We start from the raw sequence: 14,827 nt of genomic DNA, 5'->3' as shown, positions 1-14,827 counted from the left end.
TCAGCATACTCTGCTAAAACATACCCCATTTTTATGATTTTGGAATAGCTAATTTGAAATGAATATATGATAAGCCCGACAGGATTTACCGCCGGGCTGGTGGCTTTAACGAGTCAGCGACGCGAAGATAATGTCCAGCGCTTTACGGAACTGCGCTTCGGGGATAGTGAGCGGATAGAGGAAGCGGATCACGTTGCCGTACACGCCGCAGCTCAGGAGCAGCAGCCCTTCGTTCAGCGCGCGCTCCTGCACCTGGCGGGTGAATTCCGGCGACGGTTGCCCGGATTGCGGATCGTTAAACTCCACCGCCACCATTGAGCCCTGGGCACGGATGTCGGCGATGAACGGGCAGTTTTCCTTCGCTTTGTTAAGCACTTCCACCAGATGATGACCGAGATGCGCCGAGCGCGTGCAGAGATCTTCCTCGTCAATCACGTCCAGCACCGCGTGGGCCGCGGCAATCGCCAGCGGGTTACCCGCGTAAGTGCCGCCCAGTCCGCCCGGCGCGGGGGCGTCCATCACCTCCGCACGGCCCGATACCGCAGAGAGCGGCATCCCGCCCGCGAGGCTTTTTGCCATGGTGATCAGGTCCGGCTTCACGCAGTGGTGCTCCATGGAGAATAGCTTGCCAGTGCGGGCAAAACCGCTTTGCACCTCGTCGGCAATCAGCAAAATACCATGGGTATCGCACAGGGCGCGCAGAGCCTGCATAAAATCAGCGGGCGCGATGTTGAAACCGCCCTCCCCCTGAACCGGTTCGAGAATAATGGCCGCCACCTGGTCTGGGGCGATATCCGCTTTAAAGATGCGTTCCAGGCTTTTCAACGCTTCCGCCGTGCTGACGCCGTGCAGATCGTTCGGATACTGCGCGTGATACACCGAGCCGGGGAACGGGCCGAAGCCCAGCTTATACGGTGCGACCTTGCCGGTCAGCGCCATGGTCATAAAGGTGCGGCCATGGAACGCGCCGCCGAAGGTGATAAGGCCAGGGCGCCTGGTGTACGCGCGGGCAATCTTGACCGCGTTTTCAACCGCTTCAGCGCCCGTCGAGAAGAACGCGGTTTTGGCAGGGCCGTCAATCGGCACACGCTGGTTGATGCGCTCGGCAAGGGCCACATAGCCCTCGTACGGCACAATCTGATAGGCCGTGTGGGTAAAGGCGTAGAGTTGTTTTTCGATGGCGGAGATGACTTTGGGATGGCGATGGCCGGTATTCAGCACCGCGATCCCGGCGGCGAAGTCGATATACTCGTTGCCTTCCACGTCCCACACCGTGGCGTTTTCGGCTTTATCGGCATAGAAGTTACACATGACGCCGATACCGCGCGGCGTCGCCTGTAAACGCCGGTCGTTCAGTTCGTTATTTTTCACCCTGTCCCCCTGAGAAAGTCGCCTGCTTAGCGCATCAGTAAGTGTTTGCCAGGGGGAGGGAATTCGCCAGAGCGGGCGCCAAAAAAACAAAACCCCCGGACTCGCATCCAGGGGTTCTCGGTGTACTTCGCTTAGATTACGCTTCGATAGCGGCGCGAAGTTTTTTCATGGCGTTCTTCTCAAGCTGACGGACACGTTCCGCAGAAACGCCGTAGCGGTCGGCCAGCTCCTGCAGCGTGGACTTGTTGTCTTCGTCCAGCCAGCGGGCGCGGATAATGTCCTGGCTACGCTCGTCGAGGCCTTCCATCGCATGGGTCAGCTTGTTCGCGGCCTGATCTTCCCAGTTGTCCTCTTCAATGCCGTCGGCAAAGTTAGAGGTTTTATCCTGCAGATACAGAACCGGTGCCATCGGCTGGCTGTCAGATGCGTCGTCGTCGGAGGACATATCAAAGGTCATGTCCTGCGCGGCCATACGGGATTCCATCTCACGCACGTCTTTGCTGGATACGCCCAGCTCGCGCGCCACCATTTCCACTTCATCCTGGTTGAACCAGCCCAGACGCTGCTTGGTTTTACGCAGGTTGAAGAACAGTTTACGTTGCGCTTTTGTCGTGGCTACTTTCACGATACGCCAGTTGCGCAGCACGTATTCATGAATTTCTGCTTTGATCCAGTGCACGGCGAAGGAGACCAGTCGCACGCCCACTTCCGGGTTAAAGCGACGTACAGCCTTCATCAGGCCGATGTTACCTTCCTGAATCAAGTCCGCCTGCGGCAGGCCATAGCCCGCATAGTTACGAGCAATGTGAACAACAAAGCGCAGGTGAGACAGGATCAGCTTTTTCGCTGCTTCCAGATCGCCCTGGTAATGCAGCTTTTCAGCAAGCTCCTTTTCTTCCTCGGCCGTTAACATCGGCCAGGTGTTCGCAGCCCGGATGTAAGATTCCAGGTTACCAACAGGGGCTAAAGCTAAAGTTTGCATTTCTTTGGTCATTCATTCCTCTCAATGTTTCTTCTGGTCCAGGTTGTCCCCGTCAGGCAACAACCATGCCAAAGCGTTTGAGCAACGAGATTAGCATTCACTCTTTTATCAGACAGTGATTTTATCCACAAGTTCCAGGTGCAACGGTGAATAAATTACGCACAAAATGTGACATGGAGATGATAACAGGGGAAGAGACAACAGGGACGCTTTCCCTGCAGAGCGAACATCTCGGTGCAGGGAAAGATTATATCACGCTTTTATTAGTCGGGAGTAAAGTGGCGTAAATGTTGAACCGTTGCCAGCCATGCGGCCACCCAGCCGATCATGGAGCACACCAGCAGCAACAGCAGGCACTCATCGAAGCCTAAGCCACTGATATCAAACTTGGTTCCGAAAACCTGCGCCACTTCAGTGACGGCAGACGAAAGCCGCATCACCAAAATTTCTGACAATATCAGTGAAAGAAATGCGCCGGAAAAACCGAGCAGTGCGCCACCGTAAAGGAACGGACGCAGGATGAAGCCGTCCGTTGCGCCAATCAGTTTCTGGACGTTGATGGTATCGCGACGGGCGAAGATGCTCAGACGCACGCTGTTACCGATGACGAGGAACACCGCCGCCACCATCAGCACGCCGATCATCGCCGACACGCGTCCCACCAGCCCGGTCAGCGCCGCAAGACGGGCAAACCAGCTGTCGTCCATGCGCACTTCATCAATCCCGTTGATGCGGGTGATGCGGTCGCGCAGGGTATTCAGCGAATCGGTGCCCTGGAAATCCAGTTTCGGGATCACCACCGCCACCGCAGGCAGCGGGTTCTCTTCGAGCATATCCAGCGCGCCGCCAAAGCCTGACCAGTTGCGGAACTCGCCCAGCGCTTCATCGCGCGAGAGATAGTTGACCTTCTCCACGCCCTGCTCGGCCTGAATCTGCCCGACCACCTGCGCCGCCGCGTTATCGTCGAGCGCTTTATCCAGATAAACGGTGATCTGCGGTGACGGATAATACTGCGACGCCGCCTGGTTGACGTTCTTATAGACCATGTAGCAGACGCTTGGCAGCGTCAGGGAGATGGCGATCACCATCACCGTCAGGAACGTCGCCAGCGGTTTGCTTTTCAGGTCCTGCAGCGCGCCGTGGAAGGCGTAGCGCACCTGCTCGTTAAAGACGTTGGTCTTGCGGGAGGCCGGCTTCGGCGCCGCTTTCTGGCGCTTAGGCGCATTACGATTGCCGTCACCGCCGCCCTGCGGCTTACGGAAACGGTCGAACCGGTTCCCGAACTGCCGAATCTGGTTCATTGCATCACGCTTGTTCACCGTGGCCTCCGTGCAAATGCCCGTCGCTCAGGGTCAGCATGCGGTACGAACGGCGGGAAATCAGCCCCATGTCGTGCGTTGCCATCAGTACCGTTACCCCTACGCGGTTGAATTCCTCAAACAGACGCAAAATCCCTTCGGACAGGGCATCGTCCAGGTTACCGGTCGGTTCATCCGCCAGCAGCACCGCAGGCTTGTTCACCACCGCGCGGGCGATGCCCACGCGCTGCTGTTCACCGCCGGAGAGCTGGATCGGGAAGTTCTTCGCTTTGTCCAGCAGCCCGACCTTGTCCAGAGCCGCAGAGACGCGACGGCGGATATCGTCATAGCTGGCGCCGGCAACAATCAGCGGGATCGCCACGTTATCAAAAACGGTGCGATCCATCAGCAGGTGGTGATCCTGGAAAATCATGCCGATCTGACGACGCAGAAACGGCACTTCACGGTTTTTCAGACGGCTAATTTCGTGGCCGCTGAACCAGATTTTCCCGGCGCTTGGCCGTTCGATCCCACAGATAAGCTTGAGCAGGGTACTTTTCCCCGCGCCGGAATGGCCGGTCAGGAATGCCATCTCGCCTGGCTGCAGGTGGAACGTGACCCCCTGCAGCGCTTGTCTCCCACCGAGATAGGCCTTGCTGACGTGTTCAAAGCGAATCATTGTTAGTCCTCTCGGGCAAATAATGCCTCAATAAAGTCGTCCGCCTTAAACGGACGCAAATCCTCAATACGCTCGCCCACACCGATGTAACGGATAGGAATGCCGAACTGGTCGGCCACGGAGAAGATCACCCCGCCTTTCGCGGTGCCGTCCAGCTTGGTCAGCGCGATCCCCGTCAGTCCTACCGCTTCATGGAACAGCTTCGCCTGACTGATGGCGTTCTGCCCGGTGCTGGCGTCGATAGTCAGCATAATTTCATGCGGTGCATCTTCGTCCAGCTTCTTCATGACGCGGACGATTTTCTTCAGCTCTTCCATCAGGTGCGATTTGTTCTGCAAACGCCCTGCGGTATCGGCAATCAGCACGTCCACGTTGCGCGACTTCGCCGCCTGAATGGCATCGAAAATCACGGACGCGGAATCCGCGCCGGTGTGCTGAGCAATCACCGGGATGTTGTTGCGCTGGCCCCACACCTGAAGCTGCTCAACCGCTGCCGCACGGAAGGTATCGCCCGCCGCCAGCATCACCGATTTGCCCTGCTGCTCAAACTGGCGCGCCAGCTTGCCGATGGTGGTGGTTTTACCCACGCCGTTCACGCCAACCATCAGAATAACAAATGGCGTTTTGCCTTCAATATTAAGCGGTTCGTCAACTTTTGCGAGAATTTCACCCATCTCGTCTTTCAGCAGGCCGTACAGCGCCTCGGCGTCGCGAAGCTGTTTGCGGCTCGCCCCTTCGGTCAGGTTGGCGATGATCTTACGGGTGGTTTCCACGCCCACGTCCGCAATCAGCAGTTGCTCTTCCAGCTCTTCAAACAGATCGTCGTCGATCTTCTTGCCGCGGAACAGACTGATAAATCCGGAACCTAAGTTTTCTTTGGTTTTGAGCAGGCTGCGCTTCAGGCGCGCGAAGAAACCTTCTTTGGTCGGTTTTTCCTGCTCCTGAACGATCTCTTCTTCGGCCTGCTCTTCCACCGGCACGACGATAACCGCTTCTTCAGCCGCTTCCGCCGCCAGCGCCTGGGCTTCCAGCTCTTCGTCGGTCAGCTCTGGCTCAAGTGCCGCCTCTTCTTCCACCGCCTCAACGATTTCAACGGTTTCCGCTTCAGCCTGCCACTCTTCGGCAGACACCTCTTCGGCGTTGACCTCTTCCGGCAGCGGCAGCTCTTCGTGTTCGATTACAGCCTGCGGCGCCTCGGTAACGGCTTCGATGACGACAGGTTCTGGCTTCTCGCTCTCCTGAACCTGCTCAGTGACCTCAACCACCTCTTCAGCAAAGGACTCGATCTCTTCTTTGCTGTGGGCAGGCTCTTCCGCTTCGACAACCGCAGCGGTTTCTACTGGCGTTTCAGGCTGTGACTGCTCTTCTACAACCTGTTGTTCTTCGGTTTTCTGTTCTGTTTCTTGCTCTTTTTCACCGAAACCCAACCAGGAAAAGAAGCCACGTTTTTTTTGTTTTGCCATCTGCGACTACACTCCTCGCGGCGCTATATACAGGGAAGCTAAAAAAATGATGAAATAGTCTAACACTTTACTTAATTGACATCACCGCCCGCAATCGTAGGGCAATGGTTAACAGAGCTTTCCTGAGATGAAGAAACCCACCCGCGCCCCGGCCGGTCAAATTCGCATTATCGGCGGCCAGTGGCGAGGCCGGAAATTACCGGTGCCGGATAGCCCCGGTTTACGCCCCACCACCGACCGCGTGCGCGAGACGCTGTTTAACTGGCTCGCCCCGTCAATGGTAGACGCCCGCTGCCTGGACTGCTTCGCCGGAAGCGGCGCATTAGGGCTGGAAGCGCTGTCGCGTTATGCCGCCAGCGCCACGCTGCTGGAGATGGAGCGCGGCGTCGCGCAGACGCTGCAGCAAAATCTGGCGACGCTGAAGGCGACGAATGCAAAAGTCGTGAACACCAATACGCTGAGCTTTCTCGCGCAACCGGGCACGCCGCATACCGTAGTATTTGTCGATCCGCCGTTCCGCAAGGGGCTGCTGGAAGAGACGTTATCCCTGCTGGAGCACAATGGCTGGCTGGCGGATGACGCGCTAATTTATGTAGAAAGCGAAGTGGAAAACGGTTTGCCGCCGGTGCCCGCGCACTGGGATCTGCACCGCGAAAAGGTCGCAGGTCAGGTTGCTTATCGTCTGTATCACCGTCAGGCACAAGGAGGATCCGATGCCGGTACTGATTAACCTGGGACGTTTGCTGATGCTGGGCGTCTGGGCATTTTTGATTTTGAATCTGGTGCACCCGTTCCCGCGCCCGCTGAACATCTTCGTTAACGTGGCGCTGATTTTCACCTCGTTCATGCACGCCCTGCAGATGGTGATGCTGAAAAACGGCCTGCCGAAAGATGGCCCGCCGATGACCGGCTGGCAGCAGCTGCGGGTGTTTATTTTCGGCGTGTTTGAACTGCTGGTGTGGATGAAGAAGTTTAAGGCGCAGGTGAAGAAGTAAGGTGCGGCCTGATGCCCTCACCCTAACCCTCTCCCACGGGGAGAGGGAACCGTTCGTGCATTATTCCGTCCTGAACCCTTCAAACCGCGACCCTTTATAGCTCAGCGTGCCTTTCTCCCCTACCGTCAGCTGGTGGTACTGCTGCCCCTCCAGGCGGAAGGTCATCTCCAGGCCGCCGGTTTCCGGCTTAAAGCTCGCTTCATAGCGCATACCGGATCCCGCAGGCGTCACCTGCTGCTGGCGCGAGCGGCGATCGTTAAGCGGCTTCTCGCGCTTGTTCGTTACGACCACGCGCTTTTGCACCAGCGGCGCGGCGTCGTTGTCCGCCTTTTCGCGGCGCTGCTGAACGAAGCGAAACGAGGCGGCAATGACGATAATCGCCACCACAATAATGAAAAACAGCGGCATCTTGCTCATTGAAACATCCCATCAGATTATGCGGAATTCAGGATACCTCGCCTTCCCCGTCATTGCCAAACGCCTGCCCGCGTCACTACACTGGATCAGAAACTGATTATTCAGCCTCAACAGTTACAGGGAGTTAATATGCTTTGGTCATTTATCGCTGTCTGTTTTTCCGCATGGCTTTATGTCGATGCGTCCTATCGCGGTCCAGCCTGGCAGCGCTGGTTGTTTAAACCCGTCACGCTGCTGTTGCTTCTGCTGCTCGCCTGGCAGGCCCCGATGTTTAACGCCATCAGCTATCTGGTGCTCGCCGGGCTGTGTGCCTCCCTGATTGGCGATGCCTTAACCCTGCTGCCGCGTCAGCGCCTGCTGTACGCCGTTGGGGCGTTCTTCCTTTCCCATCTGCTGTATACCATCTACTTTGCCAGCCAGATGACGCTCTCCTTCTTCTGGCCGCTGCCGCTGGTGCTGCTGGTGATTGGCGCGCTGCTGATTGCGGTGATCTGGTCGCGCCTGGAAGAGATGCGTCTGCCGGTATGCACGTTTATCGCCATGACGCTGGTGATGGTGTGGCTGGCCGGGGAGCTGTGGTTCTTCCGTCCGACATCTCAGGCTATGTCCGCGTTCTTCGGGGCGGCGTTGCTGTTAATCGGCAATATTGTCTGGCTGGGCAGCCACTATCGCCGCCGCTTCCGCGCCGATAACGCGATTGCGTCCGCCTGCTACTTTGCCGGGCACTTCCTGATCGTGCGTTCATTGTATATCTAAATAACGCTTGACTCTGGAGTCGACTCCAGAGTGTATGCTGCGGTTAATGAGAAAATTATCATTACCGGAGACTGCCATGTCGACTCCAGAAACACCCAAAAAAGTCCCACAATTCTCGGCACTTAAGCTCAGTCCGGTTCCGCCGAAAGACGACTGCTGCTGCGAGGGCGCGTGCGAAACGCAGGTCAAAGCGCTGCCTGAAAGCGGCAATCACTACAGCTGGATCGTCAACGGCATGGACTGCGCGGCCTGCGCCCGTAAAGTGGAAAATGCGGTGAAACAGGTGCCGGGCGTGAATCACGTTCAGGTGCTGTTCGCCACCGAAAAGCTGCTGGTCAGCGCCGATAATGACGTCAGCAAACAGGTTGAAGCCGCCGTCAGCAAAGCGGGCTATGCCTTGCGCAGCGAAACGGCTCTTGCTGAAAAAACGTCCCCGTTAAAAGAAAACCTGCCCCTTATCACGCTCGTCATCATGATGACCCTGAGCTGGGGGCTGGAGCAGATTAACCACCCGTTCGGCAATCTGGCGTTTATCGCCACCACGCTGGTCGGCCTGTTCCCGATTGCCCGCCAGGCGCTGCGACTGATGAGAAGCGGCAGCTGGTTTGCCATTGAAACGTTGATGAGCGTGGCGGCCATCGGCGCGCTGTTCATTGGCGCGACGGCGGAAGCGGCGATGGTGCTGCTGCTGTTCCTGATCGGCGAACAGCTTGAGGGCTGGGCGGCGAGCCGGGCGCGTAAAGGGGTGAGTGCGCTGATGGCGCTGAAGCCCGAAACCGCCACGCGAGTTAATGAAGGCAAGCGTGAAACGGTCGCCATCAGCACGCTGCGCCCGGGCGACGTGATTGAAGTCGCCGCGGGCGGGCGTTTACCCGCCGATGGTGCGCTGGTTACCGCCACCGCGAGCTTTGACGAAAGTGCCCTGACCGGGGAATCCATTCCCGTGGAGCGTGCGGCAGGCGAAAAAGTCCCTGCCGGTGCCACCAGCGTTGACCGTCTGGTGCAGCTCAAAGTCCTGTCCGAGCCGGGCGACAGCGCCATCGACCGCATCCTCAGGCTGATTGAAGAAGCCGAAGAGCGCCGCGCGCCAGTTGAGCGCTTTATTGACCGCTTTAGCCGGATTTACACCCCCGCCATCATGCTGGTCGCCCTGCTGGTTACCGTGGTGCCACCGCTTTTCTTCGGCGCGCCGTGGGAGGGCTGGATTTACAAAGGGCTGACCCTGCTGCTGATCGGCTGTCCGTGCGCACTGGTGATCTCCACGCCCGCGGCGATTACCTCGGGGCTGGCAGCGGCGGCACGTCGCGGAGCGCTGATTAAGGGCGGCGCGGCGCTGGAACAGCTGAGCCAGGTTCAGCACATCGCCTTCGATAAAACCGGCACGCTGACGGTTGGCAAGCCGCAGGTCACCGGCGTCTATCCGCAGGACATCAGTGAAGACGAACTGCTGATAATGGCCGCCGCCGTTGAGCAGGGTTCAACTCACCCGCTGGCGCAGGCGATAGTGCGTGAAGCGCAGGGGCGCGGGCTGAACATCCCTCCGGCAACCGCCCAACGGGCGCTGGTCGGGTCAGGGATTGAGGCTATCGTCGACGGTAAAAAGGTGCTGATTGTCGCGGCGGACGCGTTCTCTCATCCACAGGTTGAGGCGTTAGAGCAGGCCGGGCAGACGGTCGTTGCCGTGATGCAGGACGGCGTGTCGAAGGGCATGCTGGCAATGCGCGACACTCTGCGCGATGACGCCAGAGACGCCGTAGCGGCGTTGCATCAGCTGGGCGTACAGGGCGTGATCCTCACCGGCGATAACCCGCGCGCCGCGGCTGCGATTGCCGGCGAGCTGGGGCTGGAATTTGAGGCCGGATTGTTGCCAGCGGATAAGGTCAGCGCGGTCACGGAGCTGAACGCACGCGCTCCGCTGGCGATGGTCGGCGACGGGATCAACGATGCACCTGCGATGAAAGCTTCCACCATCGGCATTGCGATGGGCAGCGGAACCGACGTGGCGCTGGAGACGGCGGATGCGGCACTGACGCACAACCGCCTGACCGGCCTGGCGCAGATGATTAGCCTGGCGCGAGCGACGCGGGCCAATATCCGCCAGAACATCGGCATTGCGCTGGGTCTGAAGGGGATTTTCCTCGTGACCACGCTGCTCGGCATGACTGGCCTGTGGCTGGCGGTGCTGGCGGATACGGGGGCGACGGTGCTGGTGACGGCGAACGCGTTGAGGCTGTTGCGCCGTCAGTAAAACGCCCGGTGGCGGCTACGCCTTACCGGGCCTACAACATCTCCGAACCGTAGGCCGGGTAAGGCGTAGCCGCCACCCGGCATAAAACGACATCACTGCATTCCTAACACCCCTGGCAGCCATAATGAGATCGCCGGGATATAGGTCACCATCCCCAGCACGATCAGCAACATACCGTAAAACGGCAGCATCGCTCGCACAACGTGCTCGATCTTCTGTTTGCTCACCGCGCTCGCCACGAACAGCACCGACCCGACCGGCGGGGTGATCAGCCCGATCCCCAGGTTCACCATCATGATCATCCCGAAATGCACCGGGTCGATCCCCAGCGAGTTGGTCACCGGCAGCAGCACCGGTGTCAGGATCAGAATGATCGGTGCCATGTCCATCAGGGTGCCAATCAGCAACAGCATGATGTTGAGGTACATCAGGATCACGTACTTGTTATCGGAGAGCGACGTAAAGAACTCGGTGATGCGCATCGGCAGCTGCATGTAGGTCATCACCGCACCAAACGCCGCCGCAAAGCCAATCAAAATCATCACGATGGTGACGGTTTTGACCGTGCGACACATCAGCTTCGGCAGTTCATTCCACTTGTAGTCGCGGTAGATGAACATGGTGACGAAGAACGCCCACAGGCAGGCCACAGCGGCGGATTCGGTCGCCGTGAATATCCCGGACAAGATCCCACCCAGGATAATCACCACCGTCATCAGCCCCCACAGGGCATCGAGCATGATTTTCAGCGCCTGTTTAAGGGGGATTTTGTCCCCCTTCGGATAGCCGCGCTTGCGGGCGAAGCACAGGCAGAGCGCCATCAAACTCATACCCAACAGCAGACCCGGCAGTACGCCCGCAATAAACAGCGTGGCAATAGAGACCGTGCCCCCCGCCGCCAGGGAGTAAATTACCGAGTTGTGGCTGGGCGGGATCAGAATCGCCTGCACCGACCCGCTCGCCGTGACCGCCGCAGCGTATTCGCGCGGATAGCCCTTCTTCTCCATCTCCGGGATCATCACGCTGCCGATAGACGCCGTGTCCGCCACCGACGATCCGGAAATCGCGCCGAAGAACGTTGAGGCAACAATGTTCACCAGCGACAGCCCGCCGCGAATAAAGCCGACAAACACATAGGCGAAGTTGACCAGCCGTCGGGCAATGCCCCCTTCCGCCATGATCGCTCCGGCGAGGATGAAGAACGGGATCGCCAGCAGGGTAAATTTGTTCACCCCACTGGTGATCTGGATCATCAGCGCCTCCAGCGGTAAATCAATCCATAGCGCACCTGCCACGGCGCTCAGCCCCACGGCAAACGCCACCGGCATCCCCAGCGCCAGCAAAATGGCGAGGGTGAATAACAAAACAAAAGCATCCATCGTTCACCCCTTAACTGTGATTGCCGATCAGCACGACCGGACGGTTTTCCTGTGAGCCAAACAGCAGGCGTTCAAGCACAAACAGGATCAAAATCGCCGACCCGATCGGCAGCGGCAGATAACTTTCGCCGGAGGTCAGGATCGGGAACTCCGCCACCGGTTGCTCCCACAGCTCGACGCACAGCCAGTAGCTGTACCAGCACATCAGGCCGGAGATCAGCAGCATCAGCAGATCCACCACCCGCGCGCACAGCTTTTGCAGCGACGCGGGCAGACGGTCGGTGAGCATATTGACCGCGATATGCGACCCGGCACGGTAGCTCACCGCCGCGCCGATGAAGGTGAACGTCACCATGCAGATAATGGCGATCGGCTCCGGCCAGGATTCGCCGCGATTGAGCACGTAGCGTGAAAAAATGCCGATGGGGATGACAATCGTCATCACCAGCAGCGAAATACCCGCCACAGCCATAGCGAAGAGGTACAGACGGTCCATCCACTTCAGGTAGAGTTCGGACATACGTACTCCGGATTACTGGACGTCAGCAATGGCTTTCATCAGATCCTGATGCTTGTCGCCATACTGGGCGCGCACCGGCTCTGTGGCCTTGATGAAGACTGACTTATCGATGTCGTGGAACTGCACGCCGCCCGCCTTCATTTTCGCCAGCGCCTGGTCGTTATACGCATTCCACAGCTTGCGCTGTTCAAACTGCGCTTCACGGGCCAGGGTCAGAATTTTTTGCTGTTCATCAGCGCTCAGTTTGTCCCATTTCACTTTGGAGTAGAGCAGCATTTCAGGAGTGATAAAGTGGCCGCTGAGGGTGTAGTTTTTGGCAACCGGCATGTAGTTATGGGCGATAAAGGTGGGCGGGTTGTTCTCCGCGCCGTCGATCACGCCGGTCTGCATGCCGCTGTACACCTCGCTAACGCCCATCGCCACCGAGTTCGCCCCCATGTCCTTCAGCGTGGCGAGCGCCACCGGGGGTGCCCTGCACGCGGATTTTCTTCCCTTTCAGATCTTCCGGCTTCACGATCGGCTCTTTGGTGATGAGGTTACGGGTACCGGAATCCATCCAGCCGAGGAACACCAGGCGGGATTTCGGGTTCGCGGTCAGCTTGTCGCCGATCTGCTTGCCGATATCCCCGTCGATCACCTTGTGCATGTGGTCCTCATCGCGAAAAACGTACGGCAGCGTGAAGACTTCGATATCCGGCAGGATAGCGGCAACCGGCGCCATGGAGACGCGGATCATGTCAATCGCCCCCATTTGCGCCTGCTCAATCATCTGTTTTTCATCCCCCAGCACGCCGCCCGGGAAGACCTTAATCTCCAGCTTGCCGTCGGTTTGCTGTTTGAGTTTTTCACCCATGTGCTGAACCGCGACCACGTTCGGGTAGCCTTCAGGATGCACATCGGCAGCTTTGATGGTTTGGGCAGAAACGGTGCAGGCAAAAGCAGACAGGCACAGCGCGGCCAGTAACGGCTTGAGGGTCGTTTTCATTGAGTCAGCTCCAGGGTAGTGATGTCAGCGTTAAAACAGTGTTTTATTTTTTTACGCTTAGAAAATAGACTAGCCCGGGAGAAGCGTAGGTGAAGCGCCTCACAAAAGCGCGAATTTATGAAACGATGGTTTAAATTTGTGAGGGCGGTAATGCCGGGTAACGATGCGGTCATACCCGGCTGGGCATGACCGCACGTCAATCAGGAAAAATAGCTCATGACCAGTCCTAAAAACAGCACCAGACCGACATAGTTATTGTTCATAAACGCTTTAAAGCAGGCTTCGCGTTCGCGTTTTGCAATCAGCTTCTGCTGGTAGGCAAACAGCAGTCCTGCTACCAGTATCGACCAGTAAAATTCCCAGTTCAGTCCGTTCAGGCGCGCAATCGCGACCATCAGCGCCAGTACCGCAACCTGCAGAATGCCAATGATAAGTTTGTCCTGGCGTCCAAAGAGAATGGCGGTGGATTTAATGCCAATTTTCAGGTCATCGTCGCGGTCAACCATCGCATATTGCGTGTCATACGCCACGGCCCAGAGGATGTTCGCCAGGAACATCAGCCAGCAGCTAAGCGGTAAGGACTCACTAACTGCCGCAAACGCCATCGGAATTGACCAGCCAAACGCCGCCCCCAGCACCACCTGAGGCAGATGGGTATAGCGCTTCATAAAGGGATAAACCCAGGCCAGTGCGAGCGCCGCGACGGACAGCAGAATCGTCATGGTGTTCAGGGTTAATACCAGCAGGAAAGAGAGCAGCACCAGAACGAGGAACAGCACGCGAGCTTCTTTCCCGGTGACCTGTCCACTGGGTAGCGGGCGATTGGCGGTACGCTTTACGTGGCCGTCAAATTTACGATCGGCATAGTCATTCACCACGCAGCCCGCCGCGCGCATCAGCCAGACGCCGGCAACAAACACGCCCAGGATCCACAGCGGCGGCACGCCCGGCGTGGCCACCCACAGCGCCCATAAGGTCGGCCACAGTAGCAGCAACGCGCCGATGGGTTTATCAGTACGCATTAAGCGGTGATACGCCAGCAGCTTATTCTGCGTCAGGCTCCACTCCATTTTTTCTTCCTCTTAGTACAACGGTGATGCCGGTAAAAATAGCTCCGTCAGGATTAACGGCTTACCGCTCAGGCGAAGGCGGGAACGGCGTCCCCACAGTTCGGCATCACGCCCAATCTCAATGAAATCCCTGGTCAGCTCAGATGAGGTGAAAAGATAACGTCCCAGCGGCGTTTTCCCCAGCCGTTGCAGCGCAAGCTCAGGCCCGGACAGGGTGGATTCGGGTACCACGGTGCGCCCGGCAAGCCAGGGTTCGCCATCGGCACAGAGCAAAATTTCGCGCAGCCAGTAGCGTTCCTCTTGCGGCAATAGCGGCAGCTCGCTGGCGATCTCATCGCCGGAGACAAACCCTTCGTGTATCAGGGTTACCGTGACCGTTTTACCCTGTTGCTCAAAACGTTTGGTCATTGAATCTTCCAGCAGCAACCAGTCCAGCTGCTGCGGATCAAGCGCAGGTATTTGGTCGAAATAGCGCAGCGCACGCAGTTGCGTTAGCGCGGGGTGTGACATGCCAGACTCTCCGATACATAACGTAATGGCATTGTATCGCAGAAACACGGATTGAGGGGGGCCAAACGTTATTTAACGATCACGATCGCAACATGGGCGCAACAGCCTGGCGGATACGAAAAAAAGTGCGCCCACTCAGGCGCACTAAACTACT

At 57.9% G+C, this 14,827-nt stretch carries 14 protein-coding genes and 1 pseudogene; 4 read left to right on the top strand and 11 right to left on the bottom strand.

The annotated features are described in order from the left end of the window. Positions 1-105: 105 nt before the first annotated feature. The 5 genes from MX657_RS01415 to ftsY form a co-directional block, all read right to left on the bottom strand. Positions 106-1,371: a 4-aminobutyrate--2-oxoglutarate transaminase gene (locus MX657_RS01415; protein ID WP_346807058.1), complete on the bottom strand. Its 1,266-nt coding sequence runs from the start codon at positions 1,369-1,371 to the stop codon at positions 106-108. Between the two features lie 136 nt (positions 1,372-1,507). Continuing rightward, positions 1,508-2,365 carry an RNA polymerase sigma factor RpoH gene (gene rpoH / locus MX657_RS01410; RefSeq protein WP_028015143.1) on the bottom strand — a complete coding sequence of 286 codons (858 nt, stop codon included), beginning with the start codon at positions 2,363-2,365 and terminating at the stop codon, positions 1,508-1,510. 251 nt (positions 2,366-2,616) lie between these two features. Beyond that, entirely contained in the window at positions 2,617-3,672 is a 1,056-nt protein-coding gene (gene ftsX, locus MX657_RS01405; RefSeq protein WP_119916543.1) for a permease-like cell division protein FtsX, read from the bottom strand. Further along, complete coding sequence (ftsE, locus tag MX657_RS01400) at positions 3,659-4,330, bottom strand: cell division ATP-binding protein FtsE (RefSeq protein WP_346807055.1); 672 nt, start codon at positions 4,328-4,330, stop codon at positions 3,659-3,661. The genes ftsX and ftsE overlap by 14 nt, the downstream gene beginning before the upstream one ends. Before the next feature lie 2 nt (positions 4,331-4,332). Further along, positions 4,333-5,793: a signal recognition particle-docking protein FtsY gene (gene ftsY / locus MX657_RS01395; RefSeq protein WP_217480673.1), complete on the bottom strand. Its 1,461-nt coding sequence runs from the start codon at positions 5,791-5,793 to the stop codon at positions 4,333-4,335. A 127-nt stretch (positions 5,794-5,920) separates the two neighbouring features. On the opposite strand from ftsY, the gene rsmD reads away from it, so the two are divergent. Both rsmD and MX657_RS01385 read left to right on the top strand, forming a co-directional pair. Next, positions 5,921-6,523: a 16S rRNA (guanine(966)-N(2))-methyltransferase gene (gene rsmD / locus MX657_RS01390; protein ID WP_080329939.1), complete on the top strand. Its 603-nt coding sequence runs from the start codon at positions 5,921-5,923 to the stop codon at positions 6,521-6,523. After that, on the top strand, positions 6,507-6,788 hold the full coding sequence (locus MX657_RS01385; protein WP_014882110.1) for a DUF1145 family protein: 282 nt from the start codon (positions 6,507-6,509) through the stop codon (positions 6,786-6,788). Before rsmD ends, MX657_RS01385 begins: the two co-directional genes overlap by 17 nt. Before the next feature lie 60 nt (positions 6,789-6,848). Here the strand turns inward: MX657_RS01385 and MX657_RS01380 are convergent, their stop codons facing one another. Beyond that, positions 6,849-7,205 (bottom strand): DUF2500 domain-containing protein, encoded by a 357-nt coding sequence (locus tag MX657_RS01380; protein ID WP_219366643.1) that lies wholly within the window; start codon positions 7,203-7,205, stop codon positions 6,849-6,851. A gap of 129 nt (positions 7,206-7,334) precedes the next feature. Here MX657_RS01380 and MX657_RS01375 point away from each other — a divergent pair, with 129 nt between their 5' ends. Then, positions 7,335-7,961 (top strand): lysoplasmalogenase, encoded by a 627-nt coding sequence (locus MX657_RS01375; RefSeq protein WP_013099145.1) that lies wholly within the window; start codon positions 7,335-7,337, stop codon positions 7,959-7,961. A 76-nt stretch (positions 7,962-8,037) separates the two neighbouring features. Beyond that, complete coding sequence (gene zntA / locus MX657_RS01370) at positions 8,038-10,209, top strand: Zn(II)/Cd(II)/Pb(II) translocating P-type ATPase ZntA (protein ID WP_346807052.1); 2,172 nt, start codon at positions 8,038-8,040, stop codon at positions 10,207-10,209. Positions 10,210-10,301: 92 nt separating this feature from the next. On the opposite strand, the gene MX657_RS01365 is transcribed toward zntA, so the two are convergent. The 5 genes and pseudogenes from MX657_RS01365 to ubiC all read right to left on the bottom strand — a co-directional run bounded on the left by MX657_RS01365 (position 10,302) and on the right by ubiC (position 14,673). Further along, entirely contained in the window at positions 10,302-11,588 is a 1,287-nt protein-coding gene (locus tag MX657_RS01365) for a TRAP transporter large permease (protein WP_119916540.1), read from the bottom strand. 10 nt (positions 11,589-11,598) lie between these two features. Continuing rightward, positions 11,599-12,108, bottom strand: a complete 510-nt coding sequence (locus MX657_RS01360) for a TRAP transporter small permease (RefSeq protein WP_119916539.1) — start codon at positions 12,106-12,108, stop codon at positions 11,599-11,601. 12 nt (positions 12,109-12,120) lie between these two features. Further along, positions 12,121-13,093: pseudogene (locus MX657_RS01355) on the bottom strand (TRAP transporter substrate-binding protein). A gap of 200 nt (positions 13,094-13,293) precedes the next feature. Continuing rightward, positions 13,294-14,163, bottom strand: a complete 870-nt coding sequence (gene ubiA, locus MX657_RS01350) for a 4-hydroxybenzoate octaprenyltransferase (RefSeq protein ID WP_119916538.1) — start codon at positions 14,161-14,163, stop codon at positions 13,294-13,296. Between the two features lie 12 nt (positions 14,164-14,175). After that, positions 14,176-14,673, bottom strand: coding sequence for a chorismate lyase (gene ubiC, locus MX657_RS01345; protein WP_119916537.1), 498 nt, complete (start codon positions 14,671-14,673; stop codon positions 14,176-14,178). Between the last annotated feature and the right edge of the window lie 154 nt (positions 14,674-14,827).

It is taken from the genome of Enterobacter chuandaensis (genome assembly GCF_039718975.1).
GTDB lineage: Bacteria > Pseudomonadota > Gammaproteobacteria > Enterobacterales > Enterobacteriaceae > Enterobacter > Enterobacter chuandaensis.
This window is presented reverse-complemented; position numbering and strand designations above follow the sequence as displayed.

Excerpts from the sequence above, each read along its gene's own strand:
- rpoH (WP_028015143.1), bottom strand. The coding sequence starts at position 2,365 with ATGACCAAAGAAATGCAAACTTTAGCTTTAGCCCCTGTTGGTAACCTG.
- ftsE (WP_346807055.1), bottom strand. The coding sequence starts at position 4,330 with ATGATTCGCTTTGAACACGTCAGCAAGGCCTATCTCGGTGGGAGACAA.
- ftsY (WP_217480673.1), bottom strand. The coding sequence starts at position 5,793 with ATGGCAAAACAAAAAAAACGTGGCTTCTTTTCCTGGTTGGGTTTCGGT.
- rsmD (WP_080329939.1), top strand. The coding sequence starts at position 5,921 with ATGAAGAAACCCACCCGCGCCCCGGCCGGTCAAATTCGCATTATCGGC.
- MX657_RS01385 (WP_014882110.1), top strand. The coding sequence starts at position 6,507 with ATGCCGGTACTGATTAACCTGGGACGTTTGCTGATGCTGGGCGTCTGG.
- MX657_RS01380 (WP_219366643.1), bottom strand. The coding sequence starts at position 7,205 with ATGAGCAAGATGCCGCTGTTTTTCATTATTGTGGTGGCGATTATCGTC.
- MX657_RS01375 (WP_013099145.1), top strand. The coding sequence starts at position 7,335 with ATGCTTTGGTCATTTATCGCTGTCTGTTTTTCCGCATGGCTTTATGTC.
- zntA (WP_346807052.1), top strand. The coding sequence starts at position 8,038 with ATGTCGACTCCAGAAACACCCAAAAAAGTCCCACAATTCTCGGCACTT.
- MX657_RS01365 (WP_119916540.1), bottom strand. The coding sequence starts at position 11,588 with ATGGATGCTTTTGTTTTGTTATTCACCCTCGCCATTTTGCTGGCGCTG.
- MX657_RS01360 (WP_119916539.1), bottom strand. The coding sequence starts at position 12,108 with ATGTCCGAACTCTACCTGAAGTGGATGGACCGTCTGTACCTCTTCGCT.
- ubiA (WP_119916538.1), bottom strand. The coding sequence starts at position 14,163 with ATGGAGTGGAGCCTGACGCAGAATAAGCTGCTGGCGTATCACCGCTTA.
- ubiC (WP_119916537.1), bottom strand. The coding sequence starts at position 14,673 with ATGTCACACCCCGCGCTAACGCAACTGCGTGCGCTGCGCTATTTCGAC.